21 protein-coding genes and 1 pseudogene are annotated in these 26447 nt (G+C 41.2%); 19 read left to right on the top strand and 3 right to left on the bottom strand.

Going from position 1 to position 26447, the window contains the following annotated elements:
• Nucleotides 1-295: 295 nt before the first annotated feature.
• Both HUK45_RS05760 and HUK45_RS05755 read left to right on the top strand, forming a co-directional pair.
• Complete coding sequence (locus HUK45_RS05760; protein ID WP_191911512.1) at nt 296-5515, top strand: mucin-binding protein; 5220 nt, start codon at nt 296-298, stop codon at nt 5513-5515.
• A gap of 165 nt (nt 5516-5680) precedes the next feature.
• Nucleotides 5681-6712: a hypothetical protein gene (locus HUK45_RS05755; RefSeq protein ID WP_191911511.1), complete on the top strand. Its 1032-nt coding sequence runs from the start codon at nt 5681-5683 to the stop codon at nt 6710-6712.
• Nucleotides 6713-6787: 75 nt separating this feature from the next.
• Here HUK45_RS05755 and HUK45_RS05750 read toward each other — a convergent pair whose 3' ends face one another.
• Nucleotides 6788-7771, bottom strand: coding sequence for an aldo/keto reductase (locus HUK45_RS05750; RefSeq protein ID WP_191911510.1), 984 nt, complete (start codon nt 7769-7771; stop codon nt 6788-6790).
• A gap of 428 nt (nt 7772-8199) precedes the next feature.
• Between HUK45_RS05750 and rsmG the strand changes: the two genes are divergently transcribed.
• The 16 genes and pseudogenes from rsmG to HUK45_RS05670 all read left to right on the top strand — a co-directional run bounded on the left by rsmG (nt 8200) and on the right by HUK45_RS05670 (nt 22798).
• A complete protein-coding gene (rsmG, locus tag HUK45_RS05745) occupies nt 8200-8925 on the top strand; it encodes a 16S rRNA (guanine(527)-N(7))-methyltransferase RsmG (RefSeq protein WP_191911509.1) in 726 nt (241 codons plus the stop codon).
• Between the two features lie 18 nt (nt 8926-8943).
• On the top strand, nt 8944-9918 hold the full coding sequence (locus HUK45_RS05740; protein ID WP_191911508.1) for a nucleoid occlusion protein: 975 nt from the start codon (nt 8944-8946) through the stop codon (nt 9916-9918).
• 11 nt (nt 9919-9929) lie between these two features.
• Nucleotides 9930-10700 carry a ParA family protein gene (locus HUK45_RS05735; protein ID WP_191911507.1) on the top strand — a complete coding sequence of 257 codons (771 nt, stop codon included), beginning with the start codon at nt 9930-9932 and terminating at the stop codon, nt 10698-10700.
• On the top strand, nt 10687-11574 hold the full coding sequence (locus tag HUK45_RS05730) for a ParB/RepB/Spo0J family partition protein (RefSeq protein ID WP_191911506.1): 888 nt from the start codon (nt 10687-10689) through the stop codon (nt 11572-11574). The genes HUK45_RS05735 and HUK45_RS05730 overlap by 14 nt, the downstream gene beginning before the upstream one ends.
• 15 nt (nt 11575-11589) lie before the next feature.
• Complete coding sequence (locus HUK45_RS05725; protein WP_003716214.1) at nt 11590-11790, top strand: DUF951 domain-containing protein; 201 nt, start codon at nt 11590-11592, stop codon at nt 11788-11790.
• Between the two features lie 37 nt (nt 11791-11827).
• Nucleotides 11828-12925: a redox-regulated ATPase YchF gene (gene ychF / locus HUK45_RS05720; protein WP_191911505.1), complete on the top strand. Its 1098-nt coding sequence runs from the start codon at nt 11828-11830 to the stop codon at nt 12923-12925.
• Nucleotides 12926-13280: 355 nt separating this feature from the next.
• On the top strand, nt 13281-14048 hold the full coding sequence (locus HUK45_RS05715) for a DUF1129 domain-containing protein (protein ID WP_191911504.1): 768 nt from the start codon (nt 13281-13283) through the stop codon (nt 14046-14048).
• A 114-nt stretch (nt 14049-14162) separates the two neighbouring features.
• Nucleotides 14163-14834: a deoxyribose-phosphate aldolase gene (gene deoC, locus HUK45_RS05710; protein WP_191911536.1), complete on the top strand. Its 672-nt coding sequence runs from the start codon at nt 14163-14165 to the stop codon at nt 14832-14834.
• Nucleotides 14835-14851: 17 nt separating this feature from the next.
• Nucleotides 14852-16045 (top strand): annotated as a pseudogene (locus HUK45_RS05705) (phosphopentomutase).
• Between the two features lie 217 nt (nt 16046-16262).
• Complete coding sequence (guaB, locus tag HUK45_RS05700) at nt 16263-17405, top strand: IMP dehydrogenase (RefSeq protein ID WP_191911503.1); 1143 nt, start codon at nt 16263-16265, stop codon at nt 17403-17405.
• Nucleotides 17406-17729: 324 nt separating this feature from the next.
• Complete coding sequence (locus tag HUK45_RS05695) at nt 17730-18185, top strand: DUF441 domain-containing protein (RefSeq protein WP_191911502.1); 456 nt, start codon at nt 17730-17732, stop codon at nt 18183-18185.
• An 80-nt stretch (nt 18186-18265) separates the two neighbouring features.
• Nucleotides 18266-19303: an LCP family protein gene (locus HUK45_RS05690; protein ID WP_191911501.1), complete on the top strand. Its 1038-nt coding sequence runs from the start codon at nt 18266-18268 to the stop codon at nt 19301-19303.
• Between the two features lie 235 nt (nt 19304-19538).
• Entirely contained in the window at nt 19539-20228 is a 690-nt protein-coding gene (croR, locus tag HUK45_RS05685) for a response regulator transcription factor CroR (protein ID WP_191911500.1), read from the top strand.
• Nucleotides 20229-20261: 33 nt separating this feature from the next.
• The gene (locus tag HUK45_RS05680) at nt 20262-21404 is read left to right on the top strand and encodes a sensor histidine kinase (RefSeq protein ID WP_191911499.1); all 1143 of its coding nucleotides are present in this window, start codon (nt 20262-20264) and stop codon (nt 21402-21404) included.
• Nucleotides 21405-21541: 137 nt separating this feature from the next.
• Nucleotides 21542-22423, top strand: a complete 882-nt coding sequence (locus tag HUK45_RS05675) for an AzlC family ABC transporter permease (RefSeq protein ID WP_191911498.1) — start codon at nt 21542-21544, stop codon at nt 22421-22423.
• A gap of 15 nt (nt 22424-22438) precedes the next feature.
• On the top strand, nt 22439-22798 hold the full coding sequence (locus HUK45_RS05670; RefSeq protein ID WP_191911497.1) for an AzlD domain-containing protein: 360 nt from the start codon (nt 22439-22441) through the stop codon (nt 22796-22798).
• A 192-nt stretch (nt 22799-22990) separates the two neighbouring features.
• Here HUK45_RS05670 and pyrE read toward each other — a convergent pair whose 3' ends face one another.
• Both pyrE and HUK45_RS05660 read right to left on the bottom strand, forming a co-directional pair.
• A complete protein-coding gene (pyrE, locus tag HUK45_RS05665; RefSeq protein ID WP_191911496.1) occupies nt 22991-23641 on the bottom strand; it encodes an orotate phosphoribosyltransferase in 651 nt (216 codons plus the stop codon).
• Between the two features lie 243 nt (nt 23642-23884).
• Nucleotides 23885-24940 carry an AI-2E family transporter gene (locus tag HUK45_RS05660; protein WP_191911495.1) on the bottom strand — a complete coding sequence of 352 codons (1056 nt, stop codon included), beginning with the start codon at nt 24938-24940 and terminating at the stop codon, nt 23885-23887.
• 137 nt (nt 24941-25077) lie between these two features.
• Between HUK45_RS05660 and HUK45_RS05655 the strand changes: the two genes are divergently transcribed.
• On the top strand, nt 25078-26250 hold the full coding sequence (locus HUK45_RS05655) for an SAM-dependent methyltransferase (RefSeq protein WP_191911494.1): 1173 nt from the start codon (nt 25078-25080) through the stop codon (nt 26248-26250).
• Nucleotides 26251-26447: the final 197 nt, after the last annotated feature.

Genomic DNA, 26447 nt, shown 5'->3' with positions numbered 1-26447 from the left:
CAAGCAGGTTCAAGCCAAGTTAGTTCAGACTGCCGATGCTCAAATAACTGATAATGGACAGACCGAGGTTACTCTAACGCATGGTCAACAACAAGACCGACGTACGTTAGCTTTTAGCATTATTGCAAAAGCGGGCGATAATGTAACAGTAACTACTCCAGAAATCTTTGACGCTTCTGCAGATAGTGATCCTTCAGTAGGAGTATCTGTCGTTGAAAATAAGGTTGACTCTGGACAATCATTTACTTACAGTTTTACTGCTAAGTCTAATAATTCATATAGTTTAAATATTATTTTGAAGCCGTTAGTCAATGACTGGGCACTTTTACCTGCTGGAAATAAGTACGCTGTTAATGTTGAAAAAAATGGTAATAAAATTGCTCAATTAGTTTATACGATTGATCAGCCTGCTGTGATTACGGATTCTAAAGTTTCAGTTGATCCCAACCAACATGGTAATTTAGTTCAAGGACAGAAATATGCAATTGCGGTTAACCTTCCTAATACCGGTGCTAATGATGGGGATAACTTTAAGGGGACAGTTACTGTTCAGGTTCCTGAGGGATTTCAATTAGAATCAAATGGTGCTTATGGGTTCGTTTCTCCAACTGATTATGGAAATACAGATCAAACTTTGACTAATGAAAGACTTACTTCGATTAGTCAACCGAATGGTGCAGGTACTCCAGTAATAATTGGTATTGATAACGGGAAGGGCTTTTTAAATAGCAACCTGATCCTTTTCTGGGGAACATATACGAAACCCTTATCTGCTGAGCAAAATAATTTTAAGGTTGATGTTAAATACCAAACTGAAAATAATGGGAAGTTAGAGGCACTTGTCCATACCTTTAATGGCACGACTCAAGCAATTAATTTACCAGTTACTGATGAACAACGGTCTAGAATTACACCAACAATGAATTTACCTGAAAAGGTAGCAACTGATAATGGGACGGCTAACGGAAAACACCAATTAGATGAAACTGATAAGTATAAGTATCCTGATGGTTGGTCATTTAACCTTAAAAATGACGGTAACATTGTACAAACTAATGTCAAACTACACCTTGATGTTGAACCAGGGACTATTTTTAGGGGACCGATTAACTTAACAACCACTAGCGAAAATAAAGGCTTTACAGTAACAGCAACATTAGTAAATGGTTCAAAGATTAATCTCAATACTGCTGCTGTTCCAGGTAGTGATAATAATAGTTATAATGCAAAAATTAACGATCCGAACGCTAGTGATGGTTCAAATATTAAAGCAATTGATATTAGTTTTGACCAAATTCAAGCTGGATCAGGGGTTAATATTAGCCTAAACAGTAAAGGGGCAATCCTATCGGCAGCAACCACCAAGAAAGTTAACGACCATGCTGAATATGGTTATAAGGTTACTTCTGACCAGGGATTTGTAAAGTCGGATATGAAGGACATTAAGATTGTTGCTCCAGACCCGATTGAACTGGATTTGAGCTTTGCTGGCCAAAGTTATGGCTTCATTAATGGCAATTATGATAAAAATGCTACTGGTACGGCTGCATTGAAATCAGGACAAATTGGTTATAAGATTTCTCATTCTAAAGAAGATCTTACTCGGCCTAGTTCATACCTATTAGTGATTCCGGTTGGCTTCCATGTTGCTTCAGAAAGTGATATGGGAGTGATGTACAAAGGTAAGTACTTAACTGCTCCTCAGGCAAAGATAACCGCTTTAGGGGCTATTGGACCGGCAGGGGAATATGTTTACCGCTTGGATCTATCATTTACACCAGGAGATGACGGCAATGGAACCCCGGTATATGTTCAAAAGGCTGATAATGTTCCAATTACGTTAGGCATTAATGTTGATCAAGGCCCTGCTACTTATCAATATGGGCATAATTTTGGATACCCTCAAGGAATTGCATTAACAATGGAAATAGCAAAAAAGGGAACACTAGTACCACATGATAATAATCAAGGAGCTGATTTTAGAACAATTACATTAGGTGGGGAAACCTATGAGGTAATGCCAGAAAGTAATGCTTGGCATTGGGATCAAGGTTATGCTGATGCTACCTACACTTTTCTTGGACAATCCCGTTATGGTTCAGACAGTGGGATTAAAAATAACCATGAAGCTAGTTACCATGACGCTTTTGTAACTGGATCAACTAACTTTACTTACAGTGCTAATCAAAATGGGGTTCCTGACGCAACATATTCTAATGGTCAGATTCGGTTAACTAATATGTTAACTGATGGCGGAACTTCAAATTACTCGTATAACGTTATTAATTTACCAGCTGCTGCAAACGGTGATTCAATCACTCTTAGCCTGACTGGCGAGGGAACCATGATTGGTGATAATACTGGTAGTTCAGAATTACTGTATTCATTAACGCCGGTTACAAAAGAAAACGGTCTAACCGAAGCTGATCTAACTAATTTTGTAACTGCTGATCAGATCACTGACTGGTCAAAAGTTCGTGCGGTATTGCTTAAGTCTAATAAGTTGACGAATGGTGCGGTTATTAATGCTTATATCCCATTCACTGTTAGTGGAATGCAAGATGGCAAGAAATCGGTTGATTATGATCTGCAAAATCTCTTTACGGGTGATCATAAAGGATCCACGTTTGATAATAATGGGGTAATGCCACTTCATGTTGATCGTTATGTTCAAGTAACTACTAATTGGCTGAAAAAGAATGCGGATGGTACGCCAACACCAATTAAAGGTTCAGTAAATGTTAATGTAGAATCAGGAAGGGACTATAGTACAGATCCGTTAAGTACAGCTGAAATTCCACAAAATTATCATTTGCAGGAAATACCAACTAACGCAACAGGAACTGCTGGAGCACAAAATATTGTTATCAATTATGTTTATGTTCCAAATGCCGCTCAACAAGCTCAGCTTAATTTTGTCGACGACGATGATCCTTCCAGCACCAAGATGCCAGCTTCAATTTCTGCACAAGGCGATGCTGGGAGTGAAATTAGCTTTAAAAATCAAGAGGAAAAGTCGGTTGCCGAGATTGTTGAAGGACTTGAAAACGACCATTATGTTCTTGCACAAGGCGGTGTAGTAACTAATCCATCTTCAACTGATTGGACAACGATCTTCGGTACTTACGATTCTGATGATCAAACTACCCAATCATTTACCATCCACTTTACCCACGCTACTCAGCCAGTAACAGAAAATGCAACAGCATCTGAGACGATCAATTATGTTTATAGTGATGGTAAACAACAGGCTCATAAACCATATGAATGTGTGATTAAATATAGTCATTCAGGAACTAAAGACCTTGTAACGAATAAGACTAAGTGGAACGGTGCAACCAAAGATAATCCTGGCGGTTGGCAGATGACTGATAGTACGGCATTTGTTGATGTGCCTTCGCCAAAAATTCCTGGGTACACGCCTGATTATGCAAAAATTGAAGCTCCTAAGGTTAAACTTAACGAATTAAAGAAGGGAGCAGATCAAGGAAATACCTTTACCGTTACTTACAGTATCGATCAGCAAAAGGCAACGCTTAACTTTGTCGATGAGAATGCTACTGGGGATGAAATTAAGAATCCAGAAGAATCCATTTCTGTTGAAGGTAATTCGGATACACCAATTAGCTTTAAGAACGCTAAGAATCAAACTGTTACCCAGATTATTAATGCTTTAAGCAGTAAAGGATATACAGTAGCTAAAGTTGTTAATGACGCGGATCCTGATAAGAACCTAAGCCAAGATTGGATTACTGCTTTTGGTAACTTTGATCAGGACAAGAACAAGAATCAATCATTTACAATTTACTTGAAGCACCAGACACAATCAGTAACGGAAAACGCCCAAGTAACTGAGACGATTAACTATCTTTATAAAGATACAAATAAGGTAGCAGCTCCTCAATATACCAAGACGGTTGCCTATACCCGGACAGGAACTAAGGATCTTGTAAGCAACCAAACACAATGGAATCAAGATGGTTGGGCAACCAAGGATGGACTGACTGATGTTGATTCACCTACAATTGATGGTTATACGGCAGACAAGACTACTGTTGCCGCACCAAAGGTTGATACGACTAGTTTGAAGGATCAGGGGAATGTAACTCTTACTCCAATCAACGTTTACTACACCAAGAATGCGACTAAGCAAACCGCTATCTTGAATCTCGTTGACGATGATGAACAAGGTATGGCAATTGATAATTCAGTTACAGCTACCGGTCTCAGTGGCACGCCAATTAAGTTTGGGGATGTTGCTAGTTCAATTAAGGAACTAGAGAATAAACACTACCTTCTAGAAAATATGACCAGCGGAACTGAAAATCTTAATAAGACTGCCTTGCTATTGCTTCTGTTGGCAACTAGTAATAACCAGGTAAAGATTTCCGATAATACTGATTGGTCAACGGTCTTTGGCAATTTTGATGATGACGACAATACTAACCAAGTATTTACGTTGCATTTCAAGCATGATCATGGTCCAGTTGTTAACAAGATCATTACCGAAACAATCCACTATGTTGGCACGCCAACCGCACTTTCTGCTCATCAAGCACGCTTAACATTTGTGGCAAACGATGGTAGTTATCGTGATTTGGTTGACTCAAAACTTGATCACATTAGCGGCTGGCACCTTAATGGTGATACTACTGACACAGGTAGCTTTGCAAGTGTCGCTAACCCACAAGTTAATGGTTACCATGTAGTTTCAGCAGTAACGAGTGATGCTCAGAATGCCCTTAAAGGCAACCAAGTTAAGGCATTTGACGGGATTAAGAGTGACTCTAACAATATTGAAGTTACCGTAACCTACGCAAAGGACGAACCAGTAACACCAACGACAGAAAAGGTTTTAGACAGTAAGACCGTCACGGAAACAATTCACTACGTTTACAGTGACGGAACTAAGGCTCATGAAGATTATGTTGCTAGTGAAGTCTTTACCCGAACTGGAACGAAGAATCTGACAACAGGGGAGACGACCTGGAATGCATGGGCACCGGCTAGTGCTGAATTTAAGGCAGTTCAATCTCCAGTTATCGCTGGAGCAACACCAGATCAATCACAGGTTGCTGAACAAACAGTTTCTGCTAATAGCGGTGATGTGGTAATTACGGTGATCTATACTAAGAGTCAACAACCAACTACTCCTACACAGCCAACGCAGCCTGAGCAACCGACAGTACCAGCCCAACCGACAGCTCCTGAAAAGCCAGTAATTCCAGTTGAACCAGTAACACCAACCGAACCTGTTCAACCAGAATTACCAAATGAACCAGCAACGTCAAGCCAAGCAGTTCAACCGACTAATTCAGTTCAGGTAACTAAGGAACAAGTTAGTCAACCGGCTGCAACGGTTAGTCCAGTTTTATCGAAGTCGACAACTAAGGCATTACCGCAAACGGGTAATGAACAAAAGACTGGCTTAATTGGATTAGGATTTGCTAGTCTATTAAGTGCGCTTAGTTTAGGCGCTTTGATGAAGCGTCATGATAATGAGAAAAAGTTCTAACCTTAAATTAAAGATTTAACTGAAGAAGCTCTATTTAGAAGTTTGATGAATTTCTGAATGGAGCTTTTTGAATCATAAAGGATGTTTAAGAATTTTCTGGAGATTCCTTTTAAGCCTGTAAAGAGTGATAAAATATATTGGAAGTTTATGGGGAGGTTAATCACTGTGAGCAATAACGATTCAGGAAGCAATGCCAAAGCAAAGATTTCGTTTGATATTAATAATGTCAAAAAAACAGCTAATACTGAGGAGGGTTCTTCAGCAAAGCGCCTCGTTTTTTCGATCAAAAGTGGTCAAACTGATCAAGTAGGAACAGATGAAGAAAATCTAGAAACATCCGGTAAGCAAGCGCTTGTTAGCAAGCAACCGGTATTTGACATCCATACTGATACTGAACAAGAAAATGGGGATGATTCAGTATCAATAGCAAGTAATTCATTAACGAATGCTGAATCAGCACCACAAATTACGGTTCAAAGTAAGGTGCCAGATTCATCTGCTACTGATTTGGGGTCACAAGCAATTACATTAACCCGTGATGATTTGAAGCAGTCCTTAACATTAGCTCAGGATTTTTCGTCAGCTAGTACTCAAACATCAGAAAGTTTAGAAGAGGAAGAAGTCCAAAGTTCAGAAATGAATTCTGAAAACACGGAAAGTCCTCTTGACTCTTTGATGGCATTGAATCAAGAATTGTCCAAGCTTCAACAGGAGTTAGATGCTAACTCACTTTCACTGGCATCTAATAATAGCGAAATTGAAACAACGAATGTTGAGCAATCGCTAACCCGTGAAGCATACCGAAGCTCAGTAAGTGAAACGCAAAACGAGCAAGAAAGTATTGAGACAAACGAATCTACGGTAGCACAATCGCAAGAAAGTCAGGTTGCTCGGCCACAACCACCACGTCCACCAAAGATTGATGGTGAAAAGGTGAAGCCAATCTTTGCAACTTCCGAAGAAGAGCAAAATAACGCAAAACAGCCTAAGGTTGAATGGAACGGTCCCCAGGTACAAAGAAAAAAAGAACAGCAGCCATCACGTGCTGAAATGCATCCTTCATCGCGGAAGCAAACCATGGCAAGCCATTCGCGGAGTGCTAGTCGTCGAACCAATAACCATCAACCGAAAAAGCAATCAGGCGTCCTTGGCAAGAGCTTTTTAGCGATGCTAGGATTTGGCCAAAAAGAAGAATAATAAGTCAGTAAACAGAATAGAGGTCGAGAAAAACGTTTTGTCTTTTCTCGACCTCTAACTATTACCAATTATTTATTAGTCTGGATCTTTTAGTGATTTACCGCTCTTGGTATTTTTAAAGTGGTTGAAAGCTAATTCAATGGTCTGGTACTCATCATCCGTTAAGGTAATGTCCATTGCCTTAGCGTTAGCGATAACTTGCTTGGCCTTCTTGGCGCCAGGAATCACAACAGAGATGAGCGGATTCTTTAAGTACCAAGCTAAAATGGTCTGAGCAACGGTAGCGTGATGAGCATCCGCAATGTCACGAACTTTATCAACGGCATCAAGAATGCTGCTGTATCGTGGTTCTTTAAAGTCAGCGATTTGACTCCGAATATCATCTTCAGGGAAACTAACATCCTTAACATATTTACCCGTTAATAATCCTGAAGCTAATGGGAAGTACGGAACAAAGCTGATTTGATTATCATGCAGGTAATCGAGCATTCCCTCTGTCAGATGATCCTGGTGAAGGAGGCTAAATTCGTCTTCAACGACATCAACGTAACCATCCGCATTAGCTTCCTTGATCTGGTCTAGGCTAAAGTTAGAAATACCAATCGCCCGAATTTTTCCTTCTTCTCGCAGCTTTTGCAGGGCACCCACGGCTTCAGCTTTTGGCGTGTCATGATCAGGGAAGTGAATGTAGTAAATATCAATGTAATCCGTTCCTAATCTTTTAAGACTCTTGTTTACTTGGTCGGTTAAAAATTTTGGATCGTTATTGATCACTTCTTCCCCAGTAGAAAAATCATGGGCGCCCTTAGTGGCAATGACAATTTTATGACGATCGTAGCCCTTAATTGCTTGACCAACTAATTCTTCTGAGTGACCAAGACCATAAACATAGGCCGTATCTAAGAGGTTGATCCCGTTATCAAGAGCAGCCTTAACCAATTTGATCCCATCTTCATCTTTGAGATCGGGGAAAAGGTTATACCCACCAACCGCGTTAGTGCCCAGACCAAGCGGGTTTGCGACAACATCAGAATGACCAATTTTAACAGATTCTACCATTATATAAGCCCCTTTCAATTTACTTGGAAGCGAATACATACAACTATAATTATTATATCGTGAATTATGTAGAAAGGCGACTAGAGAGCGGGGCAATTGCGTCAGTTTAAGAAAAATTATAGAATGGTGATCCTTGGCAGGGGCGAAAGGCTGGCAGTAAAATGTTGGCCTTTTTTCTTTGGGTAGAGTTGATGGATGTGGTGAACGAGGAACTGCTGTGGCTGAGTCTAAACGTGTTCGCCGTGACCGCAACTTCCGCTTAGCTATCCCGTCCTTGATTGTAAAACAATCATCGTCCGGGATTTCCTAGTGCTCAGTTGCTAGTTCGTCACGGCTCGCACTCTATTTTCCCCTTGAAAAAACCTAGTAATTAAGTTACAGTAGTAAAAGACGTGAAACAATATTGTTTCACGAAAGGAGAAGTTAAAATGAATCCAGAACAATTTCAGCAGGCGCTTGCGGAACGGGGAATTAACCTTAGTAGCGCGCAAATGAAGCAGTTTGCTGAGTATTACGACTTACTAGTCGCAACTAACGAGCATGTTAACTTAACACGAATTACTGAGAAGAAGGAAGTCTACCTTAAGCACTTTTTTGATTCTATCAGCGGAGCATTTGCAGAGTCAAAGTTAATGACTGATGAATTAACACTTTGTGACATTGGTGCTGGTGCTGGCTTCCCATCGATTCCATTAAAGATTGCTTTTCCACAGCTAAAGGTTACGATAGTGGATTCACTAAATAAGCGGATTATCTTTTTACAAGAATTAGTAGCTCAACTAGGGTTATCTAATGTCACCCTTGTTCACGATCGCGCTGAAACTTTTAGTGATAAAAGAAGCGATCATCGTGAACAATACGACATTGTCACGGCACGGGCGGTTGCGCGGTTAGCGGTTCTGAGTGAATTATGTTTGCCAGCAGTAAAAGTTGGTGGTGAATTTATTGCCTACAAAGCAAGTGCCGCTCCAGAAGAAATTCAACAAGGCGGAACAGCAATCAAGAAGCTTGGCGGGCAAATTCGAAAGACGGTTAAATTGGAATTGCCGGAAACTGATGAAGAACGGAATATTGTTGTTATTGATAAGGTTGCAGCTACTCCCAAGAAGTTTCCACGACGTCCTGGATTGCCAAATAAGAAACCAATTCAATAAAAGTGAGGGAGAGAGAATATGGCGTTTTCATTATTCGGTATCGGTAAGGATCACTCTGGCGATACAAAGAATAAGGTTGTTGAGATTAAGGTTGATCAAATCATCCCAAACCGGTATCAGCCACGGAAAGTCTTTGATCAAGATGCAATCCGTGAATTAGCGCAAACAATTGATGAACACGGGTTGCTACAACCAATCGTTGTTCGTGAATATGAGTCAGCAAAATATGAAATTATTGCCGGTGAACGGCGGTATCGTGCAGTGAAATTATTAAACTGGGATACCGTTCCAGCAATTGTTGAAAAGATGAGCGATAAAGAGACTGCCTCATTAGCATTGATTGAAAATCTGCAACGATCACAATTAAGTTCCGTTGAAGAGGCGCAGGCTTACCGTCGACTAATGGACTTGAACCACCTGACACAAGCAGCGTTAGCAAAGGGGATGGGGAAGAGTCAGTCCTTTGTTGCTAACAAGCTCCGTTTACTGAAGCTGATTAAACCGGTCCAAACAGCAATTCTCGATCACCGGATTTCTGAACGGCATGGTCGGGCAATGCTGGATCTGGATGAAAAACAACAACGAGAAATGTTAATGCGAGTCGTTAATGAACGGCTGACAGTTCGCCAGACTGAAGATGAAGTTGCTCGGACTCTTGGGCGACCATTACCGTCAGAACTAGCTAAGCAACGGGCCGAGAAGAAACGGCAAGAATTAGCTGATCTTGAAGGGGTGCCAACTACGGAACCAGTTAATGAAGAAGTAGTTGAAAGTCCAAAGAAGGCGACTCCAAAGAAAAAGAAGACTAGTAAGCGTAAAAAGAAGGGTGTTGCAGGAAAACAGTCAGCTATGGCTAGTGATGCCCGGTTAGCCTTAAACACCATTAAGAAGTCTATTAAGCTAGCTACTGATAATGGCTTTACCATTACAACTCATGAAAAAGATGATGATGATACTTACCAATTAGTTATTGAAATTCCGAAGAAGCAGTAGGAGGCAGAAAAATGGGGTATGTTATTGCATTAGCAAACCAAAAAGGCGGCGTCGGTAAGACAACAACAAGCGTTAACCTAGGAGCTTGTTTAGCAGATGCTGGCAAAAAAGTCCTCCTGATTGATCTTGATCCTCAGGGAAACGCCACAAGTGGCTTGGGGATTGATAAGAAAGATATCAATGAGAGTGTTTATGATGTTCTAATCAATGATGTTGATTTAAAAAACGTGATCTTGCACTCAAGTCATCAGGGCCTAGATATCGTTCCAACGACAATTGCTCTTTCTGGTGCGGAAGTTGAATTAACTAACCTGATGGCTCGGGAAACTCGGCTGAAGGATGCTTTCGGTGATGTTAAGGATGAATATGACTATATTCTGATTGACTGCCCGCCTTCTCTTGGCCTGTTGACGATTAATGCCTTTACCGCTTGTGATTCGATCCTGATTCCGGTTCAAAGTGAATACTATGCCCTTGAAGGGTTAAGTCAGTTATTAAATACCATTAAGCTGGTTCGCAAACACTTCAATTCTGCCTTGAAGATTGAAGGAGTATTACTGACGATGTACGATAAGCGGACAAACTTGGGTCAGCAGGTTAATGCGGAGGTCAAAAAGTACTTTGGTGACCAGGTCTATGAAACGATTATTCCACGAAATGTTCGTTTATCCGAAGCACCAAGTCATGGACAAGCGATCGTTGATTATGATAAACGGTCAACGGGGGCGAAAGTTTATCAACAATTAGCAAAGGAAGTGTTAGCTCGTCATGACGAAAAATAAACAAAGTGGACTAGGACGCGGGATTGAAGCGCTCTTCGAAGAAAATGACTTTAATGAGATTAACGACAACGAAACGGTTCAAGATGTTAAACTATCGCTGATTCGCCCTAACCCATATCAGCCACGACGGACGTTTGATCAAAAGGCGCTCCGGGAGTTGGCATCCTCAATTCAAGAATCGGGAGTATTTCAGCCGATTATTCTTCGTCAGCCAGATCCAAAGTTAAAACGGTATGAATTAATTGCTGGTGAACGGCGCTTCCGAGCATCTAAGCTTGCTAAACAAACAACGATTCCGGCCATCATTCGAACCATGAGTGATGAAAAGATGATGGAAGTTGCTGTTTTGGAAAACCTGCAGCGGGAAGACTTAACACCGCTGGAAGAGGCCCAAGCTTACCAGACATTAATGGATAAACTGTCCCTTACTCAAGCTCAGGTTGCGGAACGATTAGGGAAGAGCCGGCCATATATTGCTAACTACCTGCGATTGCTAGGCTTACCAAGTGAGATTAAGGAACTGGTTTCAGCCGGGAAGTTATCAATGGGTCAAGCACGAACGTTATTGGGTTTGAAAGATCGTAAGCAATTGGTTAAACTTGCTAAGCAGGCAGTTGAAAAGAATTTAACTGTCCGTCAACTTGAAGAATTAGTTGCCCAAATGAACGGGACAGCTGAAAAGAAACGGGCAAAGCGTCGCCAACGAAAACCAGCCTATGTTCGTGAAGCAGAATCCCAATTACAAAGTAAGTTTGGAACAAAGGTTGCGGTGGCACCGAGTCGGAAGAAAAATGCTGGGAAAATTGAAATTCCGTACACTTCCGCCGATGACTTTAACCGGATTTTAGAAGTATTAAATATTTCGTTAGATTAAGGAGGATAATCACTGATGGCAGCATATGATAAGGGCGATATTGTAATGATGAAGAAGCAACATCCGTGTGGTACCAATCGGTGGTTAATCACACGTGTCGGTGCGGATATTAAAATTCAGTGCACCGGTTGCGGCCACATTGTGATGATGACGCGGCAAAAGTTTGATAAGGGCTTTAAGAAGGTTCTGGAAAAAGCCGCTGAGTCTGAAGATTAGAAATAAAAATTAAATTGAAAAGGAAAGTGAACAACTTATGTCATTAACTGCAGGGATTGTTGGCTTACCAAACGTTGGTAAGTCAACCCTATTCAACGCGATTACTAAAGCAGGAGCTGAAATGGCTAATTATCCATTTGCCACGATTGATCCAAACGTGGGGATGGTTGAAGTTCCAGATAATCGTCTTAAACGAATTGATGAAATTATTCCAGCCAAGAAGATCGTTCCAACAACGTTTGAATTTACTGATATTGCCGGGATTGTTAAGGGTGCCAGCAAGGGTGAAGGTCTTGGTAACAAGTTCTTGGAAAACATTCGGCAAACCGATGCGATTGTTCACGTTGTTCGGGCCTTTGATGATAATGACATTACTAGTGTTACCGGGAAGGTTGACCCGATCGATGATATTGATACCATCAACCTGGAATTGGTAATGGCTGACTTGGATGCTGTTAACAAGCGTCTTTCTAAGGTTCAACGGGCTGCTAAGGGTCGTGACAAGGATGCCCTAGCAGAATTGGATGTTCTTAACAAGATCAAACCAGTTCTTGAAGACGGGAAGAGCGTTCGGTCAATTGACTTTAGTGATGATGAAAAGAAGATCGTTAAGGGCCTCTTCTTGTTAACCAGTAAGCCAGTTCTTTATGTTGCTAACATCTCTGAGGATGACATGGCAGATCCAGATGCTAACAAGTACATGGATCAAATTAAAGAACATGTTAAGGGTGATGGTGAAGTAATTGGAGTTGCCGCTGCTGCCGAAGAACAAATTGCTGAAATGGATGAAGCGGACAAGGCTGATTTCCTTGAAATGGAAGGTGTTAAGGAACCTGGATTAAACCGGTTAATCCGAGCTGCCTACAAGCTTCTTGGTCTTGAAACCTTCTTTACCGCTGGTGGTCCCGAAACCCGTGCCTGGACTTTCAAGAAGGGCACCAAGGCACCACAAGCAGCCGGAATCATCCATTCCGACTTCGAACGGGGCTTTATCCGTGCTGAAGTTATGAGCTTTGACGATCTCGACAAACTTGGATCCGAAGCTGCTGTCAAGGAAGCTGGTAAACTCCGCCTTGAAGGAAAAGATTACGTCATGCAAGACGGCGACATTGTGGAATTTAGGTTCAATGTCTAGAGTGCGAGCCCGTTAAAACCTTCCGGTGGCTAACGATTTCTCCACCGAACGGCGTTTTGCCGTCGGAGGTGGAGGTCGTTAGCTCGAGGAAGGTTAGGGCGAGCACATTTCGACTATGTAGCCTAGAACTCTAGCAAGGCCCTGGCGAAGGAGTGAACCAGAAAACTTGTATTCGTTTGTGAACCCTCGCAAGACTGATTAGGCTTCTTGCTATCAACTCGTTGATGAAAGAAGTCAATCAGCTACTGCGCAGATCTCGACTTAGTTGCCTAGAAGTTAGCTAGGCGGAAGTTGCGGTCACGGCGAACCCATTTCAACCAACCCCATACTAAGAGATAAAGAGAGGAGTCTCATTGTGAGCGAAAATCAACCACGAAACGCTCAAGCCGGTCAACGACAAAAAGAACATTTAAAAGAAAACCGGCGAGAAGCGGGAAATGCAATTAGTAAGCATAACTTAACAAAAAAGAATGAAGAGTTCGTTTTTCAGCTAAATAAGCAGCTTGAACGTCAAGGAGTTGCTAAGGAGAAGCGTCCTGAAATTATTCAGGATACTATTACTCAACTTAAAGAAGGGCAAAAGACCGGTAAAACTGCTAAAGCACTTTTCGGTACACCGACTGAGTATGTTAAAGAATTAAAGGATCCGAAGAAAAATAACCAGCCCAACCATATGACTAAGCAGTCGATTAAGTTACTGGCTATTGATAATATGCTGATCTTCTTCAGTATCTTTACCTTTATGTTTGGGTTAATGTTCTGGATCTCACCAGCAGCAATGAAGATGACTCATTATGGTAGCAGTGGTTTACTTGCCATTATTTTGGTAGCAGTTTCTGGTGGACTTCTGTTTGGTTATGTTGCTTCACAACTGCAACCAGTAAAGAAGAACGGCAAGTGGGTTCAAGCAAAACCACTTTGGTTCCGGATCTTAACCATTGCTTTCGGATTGGTTGTTTGGTTGGCCGTTTACATGGCTTCCAGCCTATTACCTAATGCAATTAACCCTCGATTAAATGCTTGGGCATACATTATCCTTGGGGTAATTGCCTTTGCGGGCGATCTTATCTTCCGTCGTAAATATCACATTACTGGTTCCTTCTATGGGAACAGAAGAAAATAGTCAAATAATATTAGCGAGCTTTCGTTGCATACTGACAATACTGAGCAATGGACGCTCGCTTTTTTGTTTGATATTATGTAAGCGGATACATAAATTAGACTGAGGTGGAAAATGATGAAACTAAAGCGACGTCAATTAGCAAAATATTTGGACCATACAATGCTTAAACCTGAAGCAACTGCACCAATGATTGATCAAACTGTAGCTGAAGCAATTGAGTACCAGACAGCTTCTGTTTGTATTAATCCGTACTGGGTAAAGCATGTTCACCAGAAACTATCTGAAACGGGAATCAATACCTGCACAGTGATTGGGTTTCCGCTTGGTGCTACTTCGACAGCCAGTAAAGTTTTTGAAAGTCGTCAGGCAATTAAAGATGGTGCAGACGAATTAGATATGGTGATTAATATTGGTGAACTGAAAGCCAAGCACGATGATGCTGTAGTAGCTGATATTAAGGCTGTTGCGGATGAAGTTCATCGTGAGCACCGGATTTTGAAAGTAATTATTGAAACAGCTTTGCTAACTGACGAAGAAAAGGTTCGAGCATGTCAGTTAACAGTTGCTGGTCAAGCTGACTTTGTAAAAACTTCTACGGGATTCTCAACTTCTGGTGCCCAAGTGGCAGATGTTGAATTGATGCGTCAAACAGTTGGTGATGCGATTAAGATTAAGGCCGCTGGTGGGATTCATAGTTATGATGAAGCAATGGCAATGATTGATGCCGGCGCAGACCGCCTGGGAGTTTCCGCGTCTGTTAAGATCCTTGATGAAGCACCAGAATAATAAGGAGGAGTGTAATAATGGCATATCAACGAGTATTTGTAATCGTCCTTGATTCAGTAGGGACAGGACAGGCAGACGATGCAGCTAAATTTGATGATGTTGGTGCTGATACCCTTGGCCATGTTGGGGAATATTACCAGGAGAAACTCCAACTACCAAATTTAGGTTAAATGGGATTAAGCAATCTTCGAAGAACCCCAATTGAGGGAGTTCCCGTTGCTACTCCAGCAATTGGTGATTACGGACGACTGGCAGAGGTTTCAGCTGGGAAAGATAGCATGAATGGTCACTGGGAAATGATGGGGTTACCACTGCTTAAACCGCTTACCACTTTTCCTAATGGTTTCCCACAAGAACTGATTAAGCAAATTGAAAACTTTTCCGGGAGAAAAGTAATTGTTAACCAAGCATATTCTGGAACCCAAGTAATCCACGATTATGGTGAACGCCAAATGAAAACCGGAGAATTAATCATTTATACTTCGGGAGATTCGGTAATGCAAATTGCAGCTCACGAGAAGGTAATTCCGGTTGATGAGCTTTATAAGATTTGTAAATATGCGCGAACATTATTAAATGGTCCAGAATATACGGTCGGTCGAGTAATTGCCCGTCCTTACATTGGTCCAGATCGCGAGCACTTTGTCCGGACTGCTAACCGGCATGATTTTAGCTTAGCGCCAACGGAAAAAACTGATTTGGAACGCTTGCAGGAGGCCGGTTACGATGTGATTGGGATTGGTAAGATTAATGATATTTTCTCCGGCAAAGGGATTGATCGGGGATTTCATAATGAAAGCAATGCGGATGGGATGGATCACTTGGATGAGGTAATGCGCGAAGACTTTACTGGCTTCTGTTTTACTAACCTGGTTGATTTTGATGCAAAATATGGTCACCGAAGGAATCCTCGAGGTTTTGGTCAGGCATTAATGGAGTTTGATCAACGACTTGGTCGGGTTCTTGATGAAATGCGGCCGAACGACTTATTGATCATTACGGCTGATCACGGGAATGATCCGGGATTCCGGGGAACCGATCATACTCGGGAAAATGTTCCCCTCCTTGTCTATTCACCAACGATGAAGGAGAAAAATCAGTCATTAGGGATTCGAAAGACCTTTGCTGATCTTGGTGCGATAATTCTGGATAACTTTAACGTTCAAGGAGAAAACGGGACGAGTTTCTATCATGAAATTCGAAATGAATAAAAGGCGGATTTCCAAAGTGAGAACTAATGTGTAACCACTTAATAACCGAACTTTAATTTTAAAAACCGGTTGATTTAGGTAAATAATTCGTAATCCCCCCATGAATAGCGAACATTATTCGCTAGTTTAAGAAATAATTTACCGATTTTGTTGATTTTTAGAAAAATTACTAGTAAAGTATACCTAATCAAAATTCAAAAAAGGAGTGTCTAGTCACATGTCAAATTGGGATACTAAGTTTGTCAAGAAGGGTTTAACGTTTGATGATGTCCTTCTGATTCCTGCAGAAAGTCACGTTTTACCAAATGAGGTTGACCTTAGTACGAAGTTAGCAGACAACATTAAGTTGAACATTCCGATTATTAGTGCCGGAATGGATACCGTTACTGAAGGAGCAATGGCGATTGCGATGGCGTTACAAGGTGGACTTGGGGTTGTTCACAAGAACATGTCCATTCAAGCCCAAGCAGGCGAAGTAGCTAACGTTAAGAGCGTGGTTGTACCAGCTAGCGCAACCAAGGCTGCAGTTGACGATCAACACCGGTTACTTTGTGCTGCCGCAGTTGGTGTGACTAGTGATACGTTCGAACGGGCACAGGCTTTGCTAGATGCTGGTGCAGACGCAATTGTTATTGATACTGCCCACGGTCACTCTGCTGGTGTTCTCCGTAAGATCAAGGAAATTCGTGATCACTTCCCAGATGTTACATTAATTGCCGGAAATGTTGCCACTGGTTCAGCTACAAAGGCTCTTTATGATGCCGGAGTAGATGTAGTTAAAGTTGGTATTGGACCTGGTTCAATCTGTACTACTCGGGTTGTTGCCGGTGTTGGTGTCCCACAAATCACTGCAATTTACGATGCCGCCCAAGTTGCTCGTGAATACGGTAAGCCAATCATTGCCGATGGTGGAATTAAGTACTCCGGTGATGTTGTTAAGGCTTTAGCTGCTGGTGGAAATGCCGTGATGCTTGGTGGAATGCTATCTGGAACTACTGAAGCACCAGGTGAGATCTATGAAGATAACGGTAAGAAGTACAAAGCTTACCGTGGAATGGGTTCTGTTGGTGCAATGGCTCAAGCTCATGGTTCATCAGACCGTTACTTCCAAGGTGGCGTTAACGAGGCTAACAAGTTGGTTCCAGAAGGGATTGAAGCACGGGTTCCTTACAAGGGTGATGTTGCTGATGTCCTCTTCCAAATTGATGGTGGTCTTCGTTCAGGAATGGGCTACGTTGGTGCTCCAGATATTCCAACGATGATTGAAAATGCTCAATTTGTTCAAATTACTAACGCTGGTCTCCGTGAATCTCACCCTCACGATGTTCAAATCACGAAGGCAGCTCCGAATTACAAATAGAGTGTGAGCAGGTATAGAAGGCCCGTAAGACAACAATTTCTCCCGAATGGATGCTGGAAGCATCTGGGAGGGAGTTTGTTGTCTATAGGGGCTTCCCTGCGAACACGTTTTGACTTTGTTGTAGTAGAATATCATCCAGGTGGAGGTCGTTAGCTTTAGCAAGTTTCTGGTGAGTATATTTTTCTACGTTGAGTCAAGTGTATTGTTAATTCTAAGGAATTTAGTTCTATGTAATCAGCTTAATTAAGTAATAAAATCTCCAAATGTTCGCTGATAACGAATATTTGGAGATTATTTGTGTCTAAATGAAAGAAGGAAAAGTAGATGGAAAGTTGGTTGTTCTTGCTCTTAATTTTAGCGATTGCATATTGGGGACGAAACATGTCATTAATAATTGCGACCGTTATTGTGATGGTTATGAAATTGACGCCGGTAACTACCAAGTGGTTATCATTGATTGGTTCAAAGGGAATTAATTGGGGCGTTACGATTATTTCAGTTGCTATTTTGGTGCCGATTGCGTTAGGCCAAATTGGGTTTGCTGATTTGACAGCCGCTTTTAAATCAATTCCTGGTTGGGTTGCAATTATCGCCGGGATTGCCGTTGCGATCCTTTCAAAATATGGGATTGATCAGCTAGCAAATGTTCCTCAAATTACGGTAATGCTAGTATTAGGAACAATTATTGGTGTAGTCCTCTTTAAGGGAGTTGCTGCTGGGTCCGTGATTGCAAGTGGGATGACTTACTTAATCGTTAGTTTATTTAATTTGCATTATTAATGAAATGTGCTTGTAACTAAGGATCGTGTTAGAATCGATTTATAAATTTTGAAATTAGTAATTAATTTGGGGAGAAAAAGATGGGTAATCAATCAGAAAGCGAATTTCCATTAACTCGTGCAGAGTATCAGCGCCGGATTCGTGGTGGTAACAATCAAGGTAATGGTAACGGACCACAACATCACCGGGGAAGAAAGATCTTTGGAATTATTATTTTGATCTTGGTGATTCTTGTTGCGATCTTTGGAGGCCTTGCTTGGTATAACGCCAAGCAAACAAGCGATCAAATGTTTACATCAGCTGGGGCAAATAAACGGCGGAATGCGCAAAAGGTCCTCGAACAAAAACGACCAGTCTCAATCCTTTTATTGGGAATAGATACGGGCGATTTGGGACGGACTTATAAGGGACGGACTGATACCATTATGGTAATGACTATCAATCCGCAAACCAAGAAGACCACGTTAATGAGTATTCCCCGGGATATGAAGGTTAACTTGCCAGGATATGAAGATGAGTCGCCAGCAAAAATTAATGCGGCTTACGCGTATGGTGGTACTAAGGAAACTATTAATACCGTTCAGAAGTATTTTAATATCCCAATCGACTTCTATGCTCTGGTCAATATGGCAGGGATGAAGCAAGCTATTAATCAAGTTGGCGGGGTAACTGTTACCTCACCGCTTACCTTTACATATGAAGGATATTCCTTTACAAAGGGCGTTCCTGAGCACATGGACGGAGCCAAGGCACTAAAGTTTTGCCGGATGCGATACGACGATCCGCAAGGGGACTACGGTCGACAGCAACGACAGAAGATGGTTATCATGGCATTGCTTAAGAAATCCGCATCCTATAAGACGGTTCTTAACCAAAAATTCTTAAAGACGGTTTCAAAGAATGCTCATACTGACTTAACCTTTGAGAACATGATGACCCTTGCTAAGTCTTATCGAAAGGCAACAAAGAATATCCAGCAGGGCCACGTTCAAGGAACTGATGACGATTCCGATGGTCAGTCATTCCAAGATGTTTCCTATAATGAACGGCAACGGGTATCGAATACTTTACGAAAGAGTCTTGGGTTAGAGCCAATGGATATTGATGAAGGGGAATAACTAAAATTAAGAGAGTTTGGAAGGAATATGCTTTCCAAACTTATTTTTTAAACATAAATAGTCTAATCGCGGGAAATAACCGGAGCCTTCTAGGTTAGCCTACCAGGCTCTCAAGAAGGTTGTTTCCTAACTTCTTCTAATTTTCTTTAAACTATTCCTGGAAATACCACCGCTAGGATTAATAAACGCTTATAATAGTTAGTTAAGAAGAATGTTCTCAAGGGGTGGATAAAGAATGAAGATTTTAGTAGTCGATGATGATAAAGAAATCGTTCAATTGTTAGAAATATATATCCGCAATGAAGGCTACGAGCCGGTCACCGCTTATGACGGTAAGGAAGCATTAACAAAACTAAATACTAATCCTGATATTGGCTTAATTATCTTGGATTTGATGATGCCTGAAATGGATGGGATGCAGGTGATTAAGCAGGTACGAAAGGATTCAGATATTCCGATTCTTGTGCTTTCAGCTAAGACAGCGGACATGGATAAGATTCAAGGATTGATTAGTGGCGCTGATGACTATGTTACTAAGCCGTTTAATCCGCTAGAAGTGATGGCACGAGTAAAATCTCTTTTACGACGGAGTCAGGGTGAGGTAACTAATGATACTCCTGATATTTTAAATGTCGGTCCATTAACAATTAACAAGGATTCCCATGAAGTTAAGACGATTAAGGGAGATATTATTCAACTAACTGCATTGGAATTTGGTATTCTCTACCTTTTGGCTAGCCATCCTAACCGCGTATTTTCTGCGGATGACATCTTTGAACGGGTATGGCAACAAGAAAGCGTTGTTTCTGCCAAGACGGTTATGGTTCACGTTAGTCACCTTCGAGATAAGATTGAAGAAGCAACCAATGGTGAAAAAGTGATTCAAACAGTTTGGGGTGTTGGCTATAAGGTTGAAGACCACTAGAATTAGTATGCTTAAGGTTATGGAGGAGAAACTTTGAAGCTAACAGGACGGGAGAAAAGTTCATTAATCCTGGAAGGGGTTATTACGGTCATCCTGCTTGTCTTATTGGATATGGCCATTATCATTCTTGCTCAGGATATTATTCAGAGTAACCCAGGAATTACTAGTGGTATCTTTATGATTAAGCAGTCAATGAGAATTGGGCCAATGCAAGCGCAGATCTGGAGCTACCAACGGATTTTGATTGCTATTTTGGTAGTGATCGATATCTGGGTTGTTTGGTGGCGATTACGCAGACGATATCACTTGTACCAGATGAATCACATTATTCGGGAATTGCACTACATTGCTCAGGGACATTTAGATCACCGAATTCCGTTTCGCCTAAAAGGAAGTGAACAACATGTGATTACCAGTGTTAACGCTCTGGTGGATAGTGCTGTTCAGTCAATGGATGATGAACGGAAAATTGAAAAGTCAAAGGACGAACTGATTACGAATGTTAGTCATGATCTCCGGACGCCGTTAACTAGTATTATTGGTTATTTAGGGTTAATCGAGGATAAGCAATACCGAAGTGAAGACGATATTCTTAAATATACTCATATTGCTTACGAAAAAGCTAAGCAAATGAAAAACTTGGTTGAAGACCTTTTTGAGTATACTAAGGTTCAGCAACATGGTAGTCCGATTAATATAATGAAGATTGACCTTAACCAACTTTTGGAACAATTGACGGCAAGCTTTGAATTAGAAGCTCAGCATAAGGGAATTGAAATTACGTCATCGGTTAAGCCTAACCCATTGATGATCGAAGCGGATCCAGAAAAATTAGGGCGAGTTTTTAGTAACCTTGTAGCTAATGCCTTAAAGTATGGCAATGGTGCAAGTTATATTAGAGTAACGGCACGTCAAGAACGAGATCAGGTTGTGGTTAAAGTCAGCAATGACGGAACACCAATCCCGGCCAAATCAATTGATCACTTGTTTGAACGCTTTTATCGGGCGGAAGGCTCACGATCGCGGGCGACAGGCGGAACCGGATTAGGGTTAGCAATCGTTAAGAGCATTGTTGATTTACACCACGGAAGCGTCCAAGTAACCTCTGATGACAATGAGACAAGCTTCATTGTTACTTTGCCGTTAAAACAAGAACAACCGCAAAAAAAAGATTAACAAGAAAAAACAACAGGACTTATCAATTAAATCCTGGTGTTTTTATATTCAGTTGATTTTGAATGTGTTAAACTGAAAATTAGTTGTATTAACTCTCGCTGTAGAGTCAATAAACACATTTTATTGGAGGAAATTCTGTGGCTAAAGCGCAACAAATTAATCCCGAAAAAGCACGCTGGCTAGAAGTTTTAGGCATTGCAATGCCACTCTGTTTGAGCTATATCCCGATTGGGGTCGCTTGTGGTATCTTATTGCATGCTGCGGGCTTTAACTTTATTATGACGCTGATCGTGTCGATTGTGGTTTTTTCCGGTGGTGCCCAGTTTATTTTGGCATCGCTGTTAACGATTCATGCACCATTAACCTCGATCTTCGTGACTCTTTTCTTTCTTGAATTGCGGTATGCTTTGCTCGGCTCAAGTCTTTCAAAATATATCAAATCCGAATCGCAGCATTTCATTTGGCTATTTGCTGTGTCAATGAACGACGAAAACTATGCTGTTAACTATTTAAAATTTGCAACCGATAAAAAATGGAAACCAAAAGATGCGTTGCTGGTTGAACACTACTCATTAATTTCTTGGTCTGTTTCCAATATGGTTGGAGGACTGATCGGAAGTACGATTTCGATTAATCTTGAAGTAGTTGACTTTGCCTTGACTGCACTCTTTATTTACATGATTGTGATGCAGATGCGAAGTCACCTAACCCTTATTATTTGCCTACTTTCAGCAGTGCTTGCTGTTTTCTTCATGGTAATTACTCATAGTATTATCGGTGTTGTAATTGCTACTTTGATTGCTTCATTTATTGGTTTCTTGATTGAAAATGCTGTTCGTAAGCACTCGAAGAAACCAGATGATAACTGGTTCTTATCCAAACTCTTCCGTCCGCGGGCTACTCGAATTACGGTTGAGGATCAAAAAGCTGAGGAAGAGCAGGTTCTTGAGAAAAAGAAGGAGCAGTCAAAGGAACAATCAACAAATTCACAAGCACCTGAATCGAGTCAGCATGAATAATTGGAGACTAGTAATATGGAGTTTTTAATATCCCGAATTGGCAGTAATCAAATTCTTTATCATATCGTTGTAATTATTTTTGCAGCATTTGCGGCATTTATTCCACGGTATTTTCCGATCCACTTCTTCTCCTCAAGGAAGATTCCTGAATGGTTCAATGAATGGATGAAGTATGTACCGATCAGTTTGTTTACGGCACTAGTAATCAAAAATATTTTTATCACTACTAAGGGCTACCATTTTGTCCCCTATGATCATCCAGACCAAATCGTTGCTGCATTGATTGTTATGGTAATTGCTTACTTTACTCGATCGATGTCAATTTCAGTTATTGCCGGATTGGTTGGTGTCTGGCTTCTAAACATGGTTTTGTAGACTTAATAAAAAGGGAGCGTGACAGAAGTCATTTATGACTTCGTCTTCACGCCCCCGCAAGCACAAATAGAGCTCCAGAGTTCGGATCTTACCGAACACTGGAGCTCATTTGTGTACTGCGCTGTTCGTGTTTTATCTAAGTAATAGGACTTATGTCACAACCACTTTTTTTATCCAAGAGAATGTGATGTATTAAATCGCTTGTAATTGTTGGCTGTTGCTCCACTTCATTGGATCTTCACGCCATTGTTGGAGTGATTTTAAGTGGTCAGCGCTGATGAGGCCGGTTTTCTTTGCAAGGTTAATAAGAGTGGTGTAGTCAGTTACTGAGAAGTATTGGAGGTCATTGGCTAAGAAATTTTGTTCAGCAGCTTGTAGTTGGTAAGTAAAAATGGAAACAACCCCAATTACTTCTGCGCCTTCATTTTCAACAGCATGAACGGCATTCAAAACACTACCACCAGTTGAAATTAGATCATCAATAACGACAACTTTTTCGCCTTGGTGAAGAACTCCTTCAACTTGCTTGCCTTCACCATGGTCTTTTGGCTTAGTACGAACGTAAACCATTGGCAGACCCATTTCCTGGGAAACTCCGGTAGCGTGAGGAATTCCTGCCGTTGCGGTTCCGGCAATGACATCAACATCATTAAAATGGAGTTTAATTTGTTCTTCCATTCCGTTAACGATTGCTTGACGAACATCTGGGTATGAAATAGTTAGCCGGTTATCGGTGTAAATTGGTGCTTTCATTCCACTAGCCCAAGTGAATGGCTTTTCTGGACTAAGGGTAACGGCGTTAATGTCTAAAAGTGCTTTGGCAACACGTTGTGAGTATGTCATGAATATTTCCTCCTAGGTGAATCAAAAGTGACTTGTTCCAAAATACCTAGTTGAAATAATTGACGTTGTTTCGTACTGCCTTATCCATTGCATAAAAAGAAAACCTTTCTAGCAATGGACTAGAAAGGTAGATCGAGTACTTATGACGTTCAATTAGATCCTTCCTAGCCTCTCTGGACTAAGTTAAAGGTATTTCATTGGTCATTATAATAGTTGGCTTATTCCTAAATGTCAAGGGGAAATTCAATTTTCATTTTTCTTCTGCTGATGGGCCTTAAGCAAATGCGACTTTTTCTTGATTGACTTAACCCCCAGAATATCTAACAAGAAAGTAAAAATTGGGACACCAACGATTAATCCCCAGGTACCGAAGAAATGTTCAGCGACTAGAAGGACGATAAAGGTGTAAAAAATGGGCAATTCGGTCTTGCTAGACATGAATTTGGGATTTAGAACATAGGCTTCTAGGGCGTGGATCACGCAAATCATAATCAGAATATAGATGACATCTCGAAGCCCGCCAACAGAATAGGCAACCATTGATAGAGGGATCAACGAAATGATTACTCCGGCAACTGGTACTAAGCTAAAAATAAAGACCATTAGCGCTAAAGCAAAAATTTGTGGCATGTGCATGAACACAAGACAAATTGATGTAATGACAGTATTACAAATGGCGATGAAAAACTGGGCTTCCAATACAACCCCAAAAGTATTCACAAACTTTTTGCCGAAATAATCAATATCGCTAAAGAACCACCCGAAGTCACTGTTGAGGAATGTTCGCGAGAACTCGTTCATCTGTTTTAACTCAAGAGTATAGAAGAAACTTAGGATAAACGACATTAAGAAGGTGATTGTCATTGAGCCAATACTGGTTAATGTGCTGACGGCGAGGGTTACACCATGCTTCATCTGTGACATGATTGTTGCCCAGCTAATGTAATGGTTAACGTAGTGCATAATTTCAGTTGCTTGTCGAGAACTATAGAATTTAACTACAGAATTAACCATTTTAATAACTTGGTTAACCAGAACTGGTAGGTAGCGAGTAACGCCAAAGTAGATTGCAACAATTAATGCGACATACGTGATAATTACAGTAAATGTTGTCGATAGTTTGGGAATGTGACGTTGAACCCACCGAACCCAGCTAATAACAATGAACGTTAAGATAAATGTAAACAGGATCAAGTTCATCATTGGCCGAAGAAGCCATAGTACAAAGATGATTAGTGCTAAGACTACAAAACGACGTAACTTGACATTAGCAATGAAGCGGTGCCAGGCATCGGTCATTATATCTCCTCCTCTGCTTTATGCTTCAGTTACCCTAATCTTAGCAAATAATTAAGGGGCTGAACAATAATATCACTGTATTTTACGATGGAGTGTTATAATGATCTCATACTTTTTTGAAAGAGGGATTCGTAGAAATGTTAGAAAAGACGTTCTATAAGTCACTGTTAAGCCACTCGTTTAATATCCCGGTTAAGGTTGTTTACTGGGATGGTAAGAGTGCGGTTTATGGTGATGGCGAACCAGAAGTAACTATTACCTTTAAGGAAAAACTCCCGATCCGTGACGTTACGAAGAACGCCTCCATTGCTCTTGGGGAAGCCTACATGGACGGCAAGATTGAAATTGACGGCAGTATTCAAAAGCTAATTACCGCTGCATATGAAAGTGCCGGTAGTTTTATGCGGAATTCTAAATTTCGCCGGTTTTTACCCAAGCAGGGATACTCTGAAAAGGAAAGTGAAAGTGATGTTCAAAGCCACTATGATGTTGGAAACGACTTTTATAAATTATGGCTTGATGATACATTAACCTACTCTTGTGCTTACTTTGATCATGGTAACTGTGACGATTTAACCAAGGCTCAAATTGATAAGGTTCACCATATCTTGAAGAAGCTTGATCCAAAGCCCGGGAAGACCTTATTGGATATTGGTTGTGGTTGGGGAACTCTAATGCTTACCGCAGCCAAGGAATACGGCCTTCGGGTCACTGGGGTAACCTTGAGTGAAGAACAGTTTAACCTCGTTCAAAAGCGGATTAAGGATGAGGGACTGGAAAATGTTGCAGAAGTCCTTTTGGTTGATTACCGTGAATTAGGAGATCGCAAGTGGGACTATGTTACATCTGTTGGAATGTTTGAACATGTTGGTAAGGAAAATCTTGGCCTTTACTTTAAGGATGTCTACAAGTACCTTACTCAGGATGGTGTCGCCCTAATTCACGGAATTACTCGTCAACAGGGCGGTGCTTATAATGGCTGGATCAATAAGTATATTTTCCCTGGCGGTTATGTTCCTGGGTTAGAAGAAATGATCGGCCATATCGTTGAAAATAACATGCAGATTGCGGATGTTGAAATGCTTCGTCGTCATTACCAACGAACACTAGAAATTTGGGACATGAACTTTAATGCTCACCGTTCCCAAATTGAAGATATGATGGGAGATCGCTTCACTCGAATGTGGGATCTCTACCTTCAAGCATGTGCAGCTTCCTTTGAGTCTGGCAATATTGATGTTATTCAATATCTGATTACCAAGGGTCCTTCTGGCAACAACCTGCCGATGACGAGGGATTATATTTATTAGAGTGCAAGCCCGTTAAAACCTTCCGGTGGCTAACGATTTCTCCACCGAACGACGTTTCGTCGTCGGAGGTGGAGGTCGTTAGCTCGAGGAAGGTTAGGGCGAGCAGATCTTGACTATGCAGCAGTAGAAGAGACTGTTAGCTCTAGCAAGTTCCTGGCGAGCACGTTTTGGTAATCTTGTCTATAACCCCAGGCGGA

Origin of the sequence: Limosilactobacillus urinaemulieris (genome assembly GCF_014838745.1) — a bacterium.
GTDB lineage: Bacteria > Bacillota > Bacilli > Lactobacillales > Lactobacillaceae > Limosilactobacillus > Limosilactobacillus urinaemulieris.
The sequence above is the reverse complement of the archived record's forward strand: the minus strand, read 5'-3'. Positions and strand labels throughout refer to the sequence as shown.

Bases quoted from the DNA above. Each gene is read 5' to 3' on its own strand.
- HUK45_RS05660 (WP_191911495.1), bottom strand. From the start codon at position 24,940: ATGACCGATGCCTGGCACCGCTTCATTGCTAATGTCAAGTTACGTCGT.
- rsmG (WP_191911509.1), top strand. From the start codon at position 8,200: ATGAATCCAGAACAATTTCAGCAGGCGCTTGCGGAACGGGGAATTAAC.
- ychF (WP_191911505.1), top strand. From the start codon at position 11,828: ATGTCATTAACTGCAGGGATTGTTGGCTTACCAAACGTTGGTAAGTCA.
- HUK45_RS05750 (WP_191911510.1), bottom strand. From the start codon at position 7,771: ATGGTAGAATCTGTTAAAATTGGTCATTCTGATGTTGTCGCAAACCCG.
- croR (WP_191911500.1), top strand. From the start codon at position 19,539: ATGAAGATTTTAGTAGTCGATGATGATAAAGAAATCGTTCAATTGTTA.
- HUK45_RS05695 (WP_191911502.1), top strand. From the start codon at position 17,730: ATGGAAAGTTGGTTGTTCTTGCTCTTAATTTTAGCGATTGCATATTGG.
- HUK45_RS05725 (WP_003716214.1), top strand. From the start codon at position 11,590: ATGGCAGCATATGATAAGGGCGATATTGTAATGATGAAGAAGCAACAT.
- guaB (WP_191911503.1), top strand. From the start codon at position 16,263: ATGTCAAATTGGGATACTAAGTTTGTCAAGAAGGGTTTAACGTTTGAT.
- HUK45_RS05735 (WP_191911507.1), top strand. From the start codon at position 9,930: ATGGGGTATGTTATTGCATTAGCAAACCAAAAAGGCGGCGTCGGTAAG.
- HUK45_RS05740 (WP_191911508.1), top strand. From the start codon at position 8,944: ATGGCGTTTTCATTATTCGGTATCGGTAAGGATCACTCTGGCGATACA.
- HUK45_RS05655 (WP_191911494.1), top strand. From the start codon at position 25,078: ATGTTAGAAAAGACGTTCTATAAGTCACTGTTAAGCCACTCGTTTAAT.
- HUK45_RS05670 (WP_191911497.1), top strand. From the start codon at position 22,439: ATGGAGTTTTTAATATCCCGAATTGGCAGTAATCAAATTCTTTATCAT.
- HUK45_RS05730 (WP_191911506.1), top strand. From the start codon at position 10,687: ATGACGAAAAATAAACAAAGTGGACTAGGACGCGGGATTGAAGCGCTC.
- deoC (WP_191911536.1), top strand. From the start codon at position 14,163: ATGAAACTAAAGCGACGTCAATTAGCAAAATATTTGGACCATACAATG.
- HUK45_RS05690 (WP_191911501.1), top strand. From the start codon at position 18,266: ATGGGTAATCAATCAGAAAGCGAATTTCCATTAACTCGTGCAGAGTAT.
- pyrE (WP_191911496.1), bottom strand. From the start codon at position 23,641: ATGACATACTCACAACGTGTTGCCAAAGCACTTTTAGACATTAACGCC.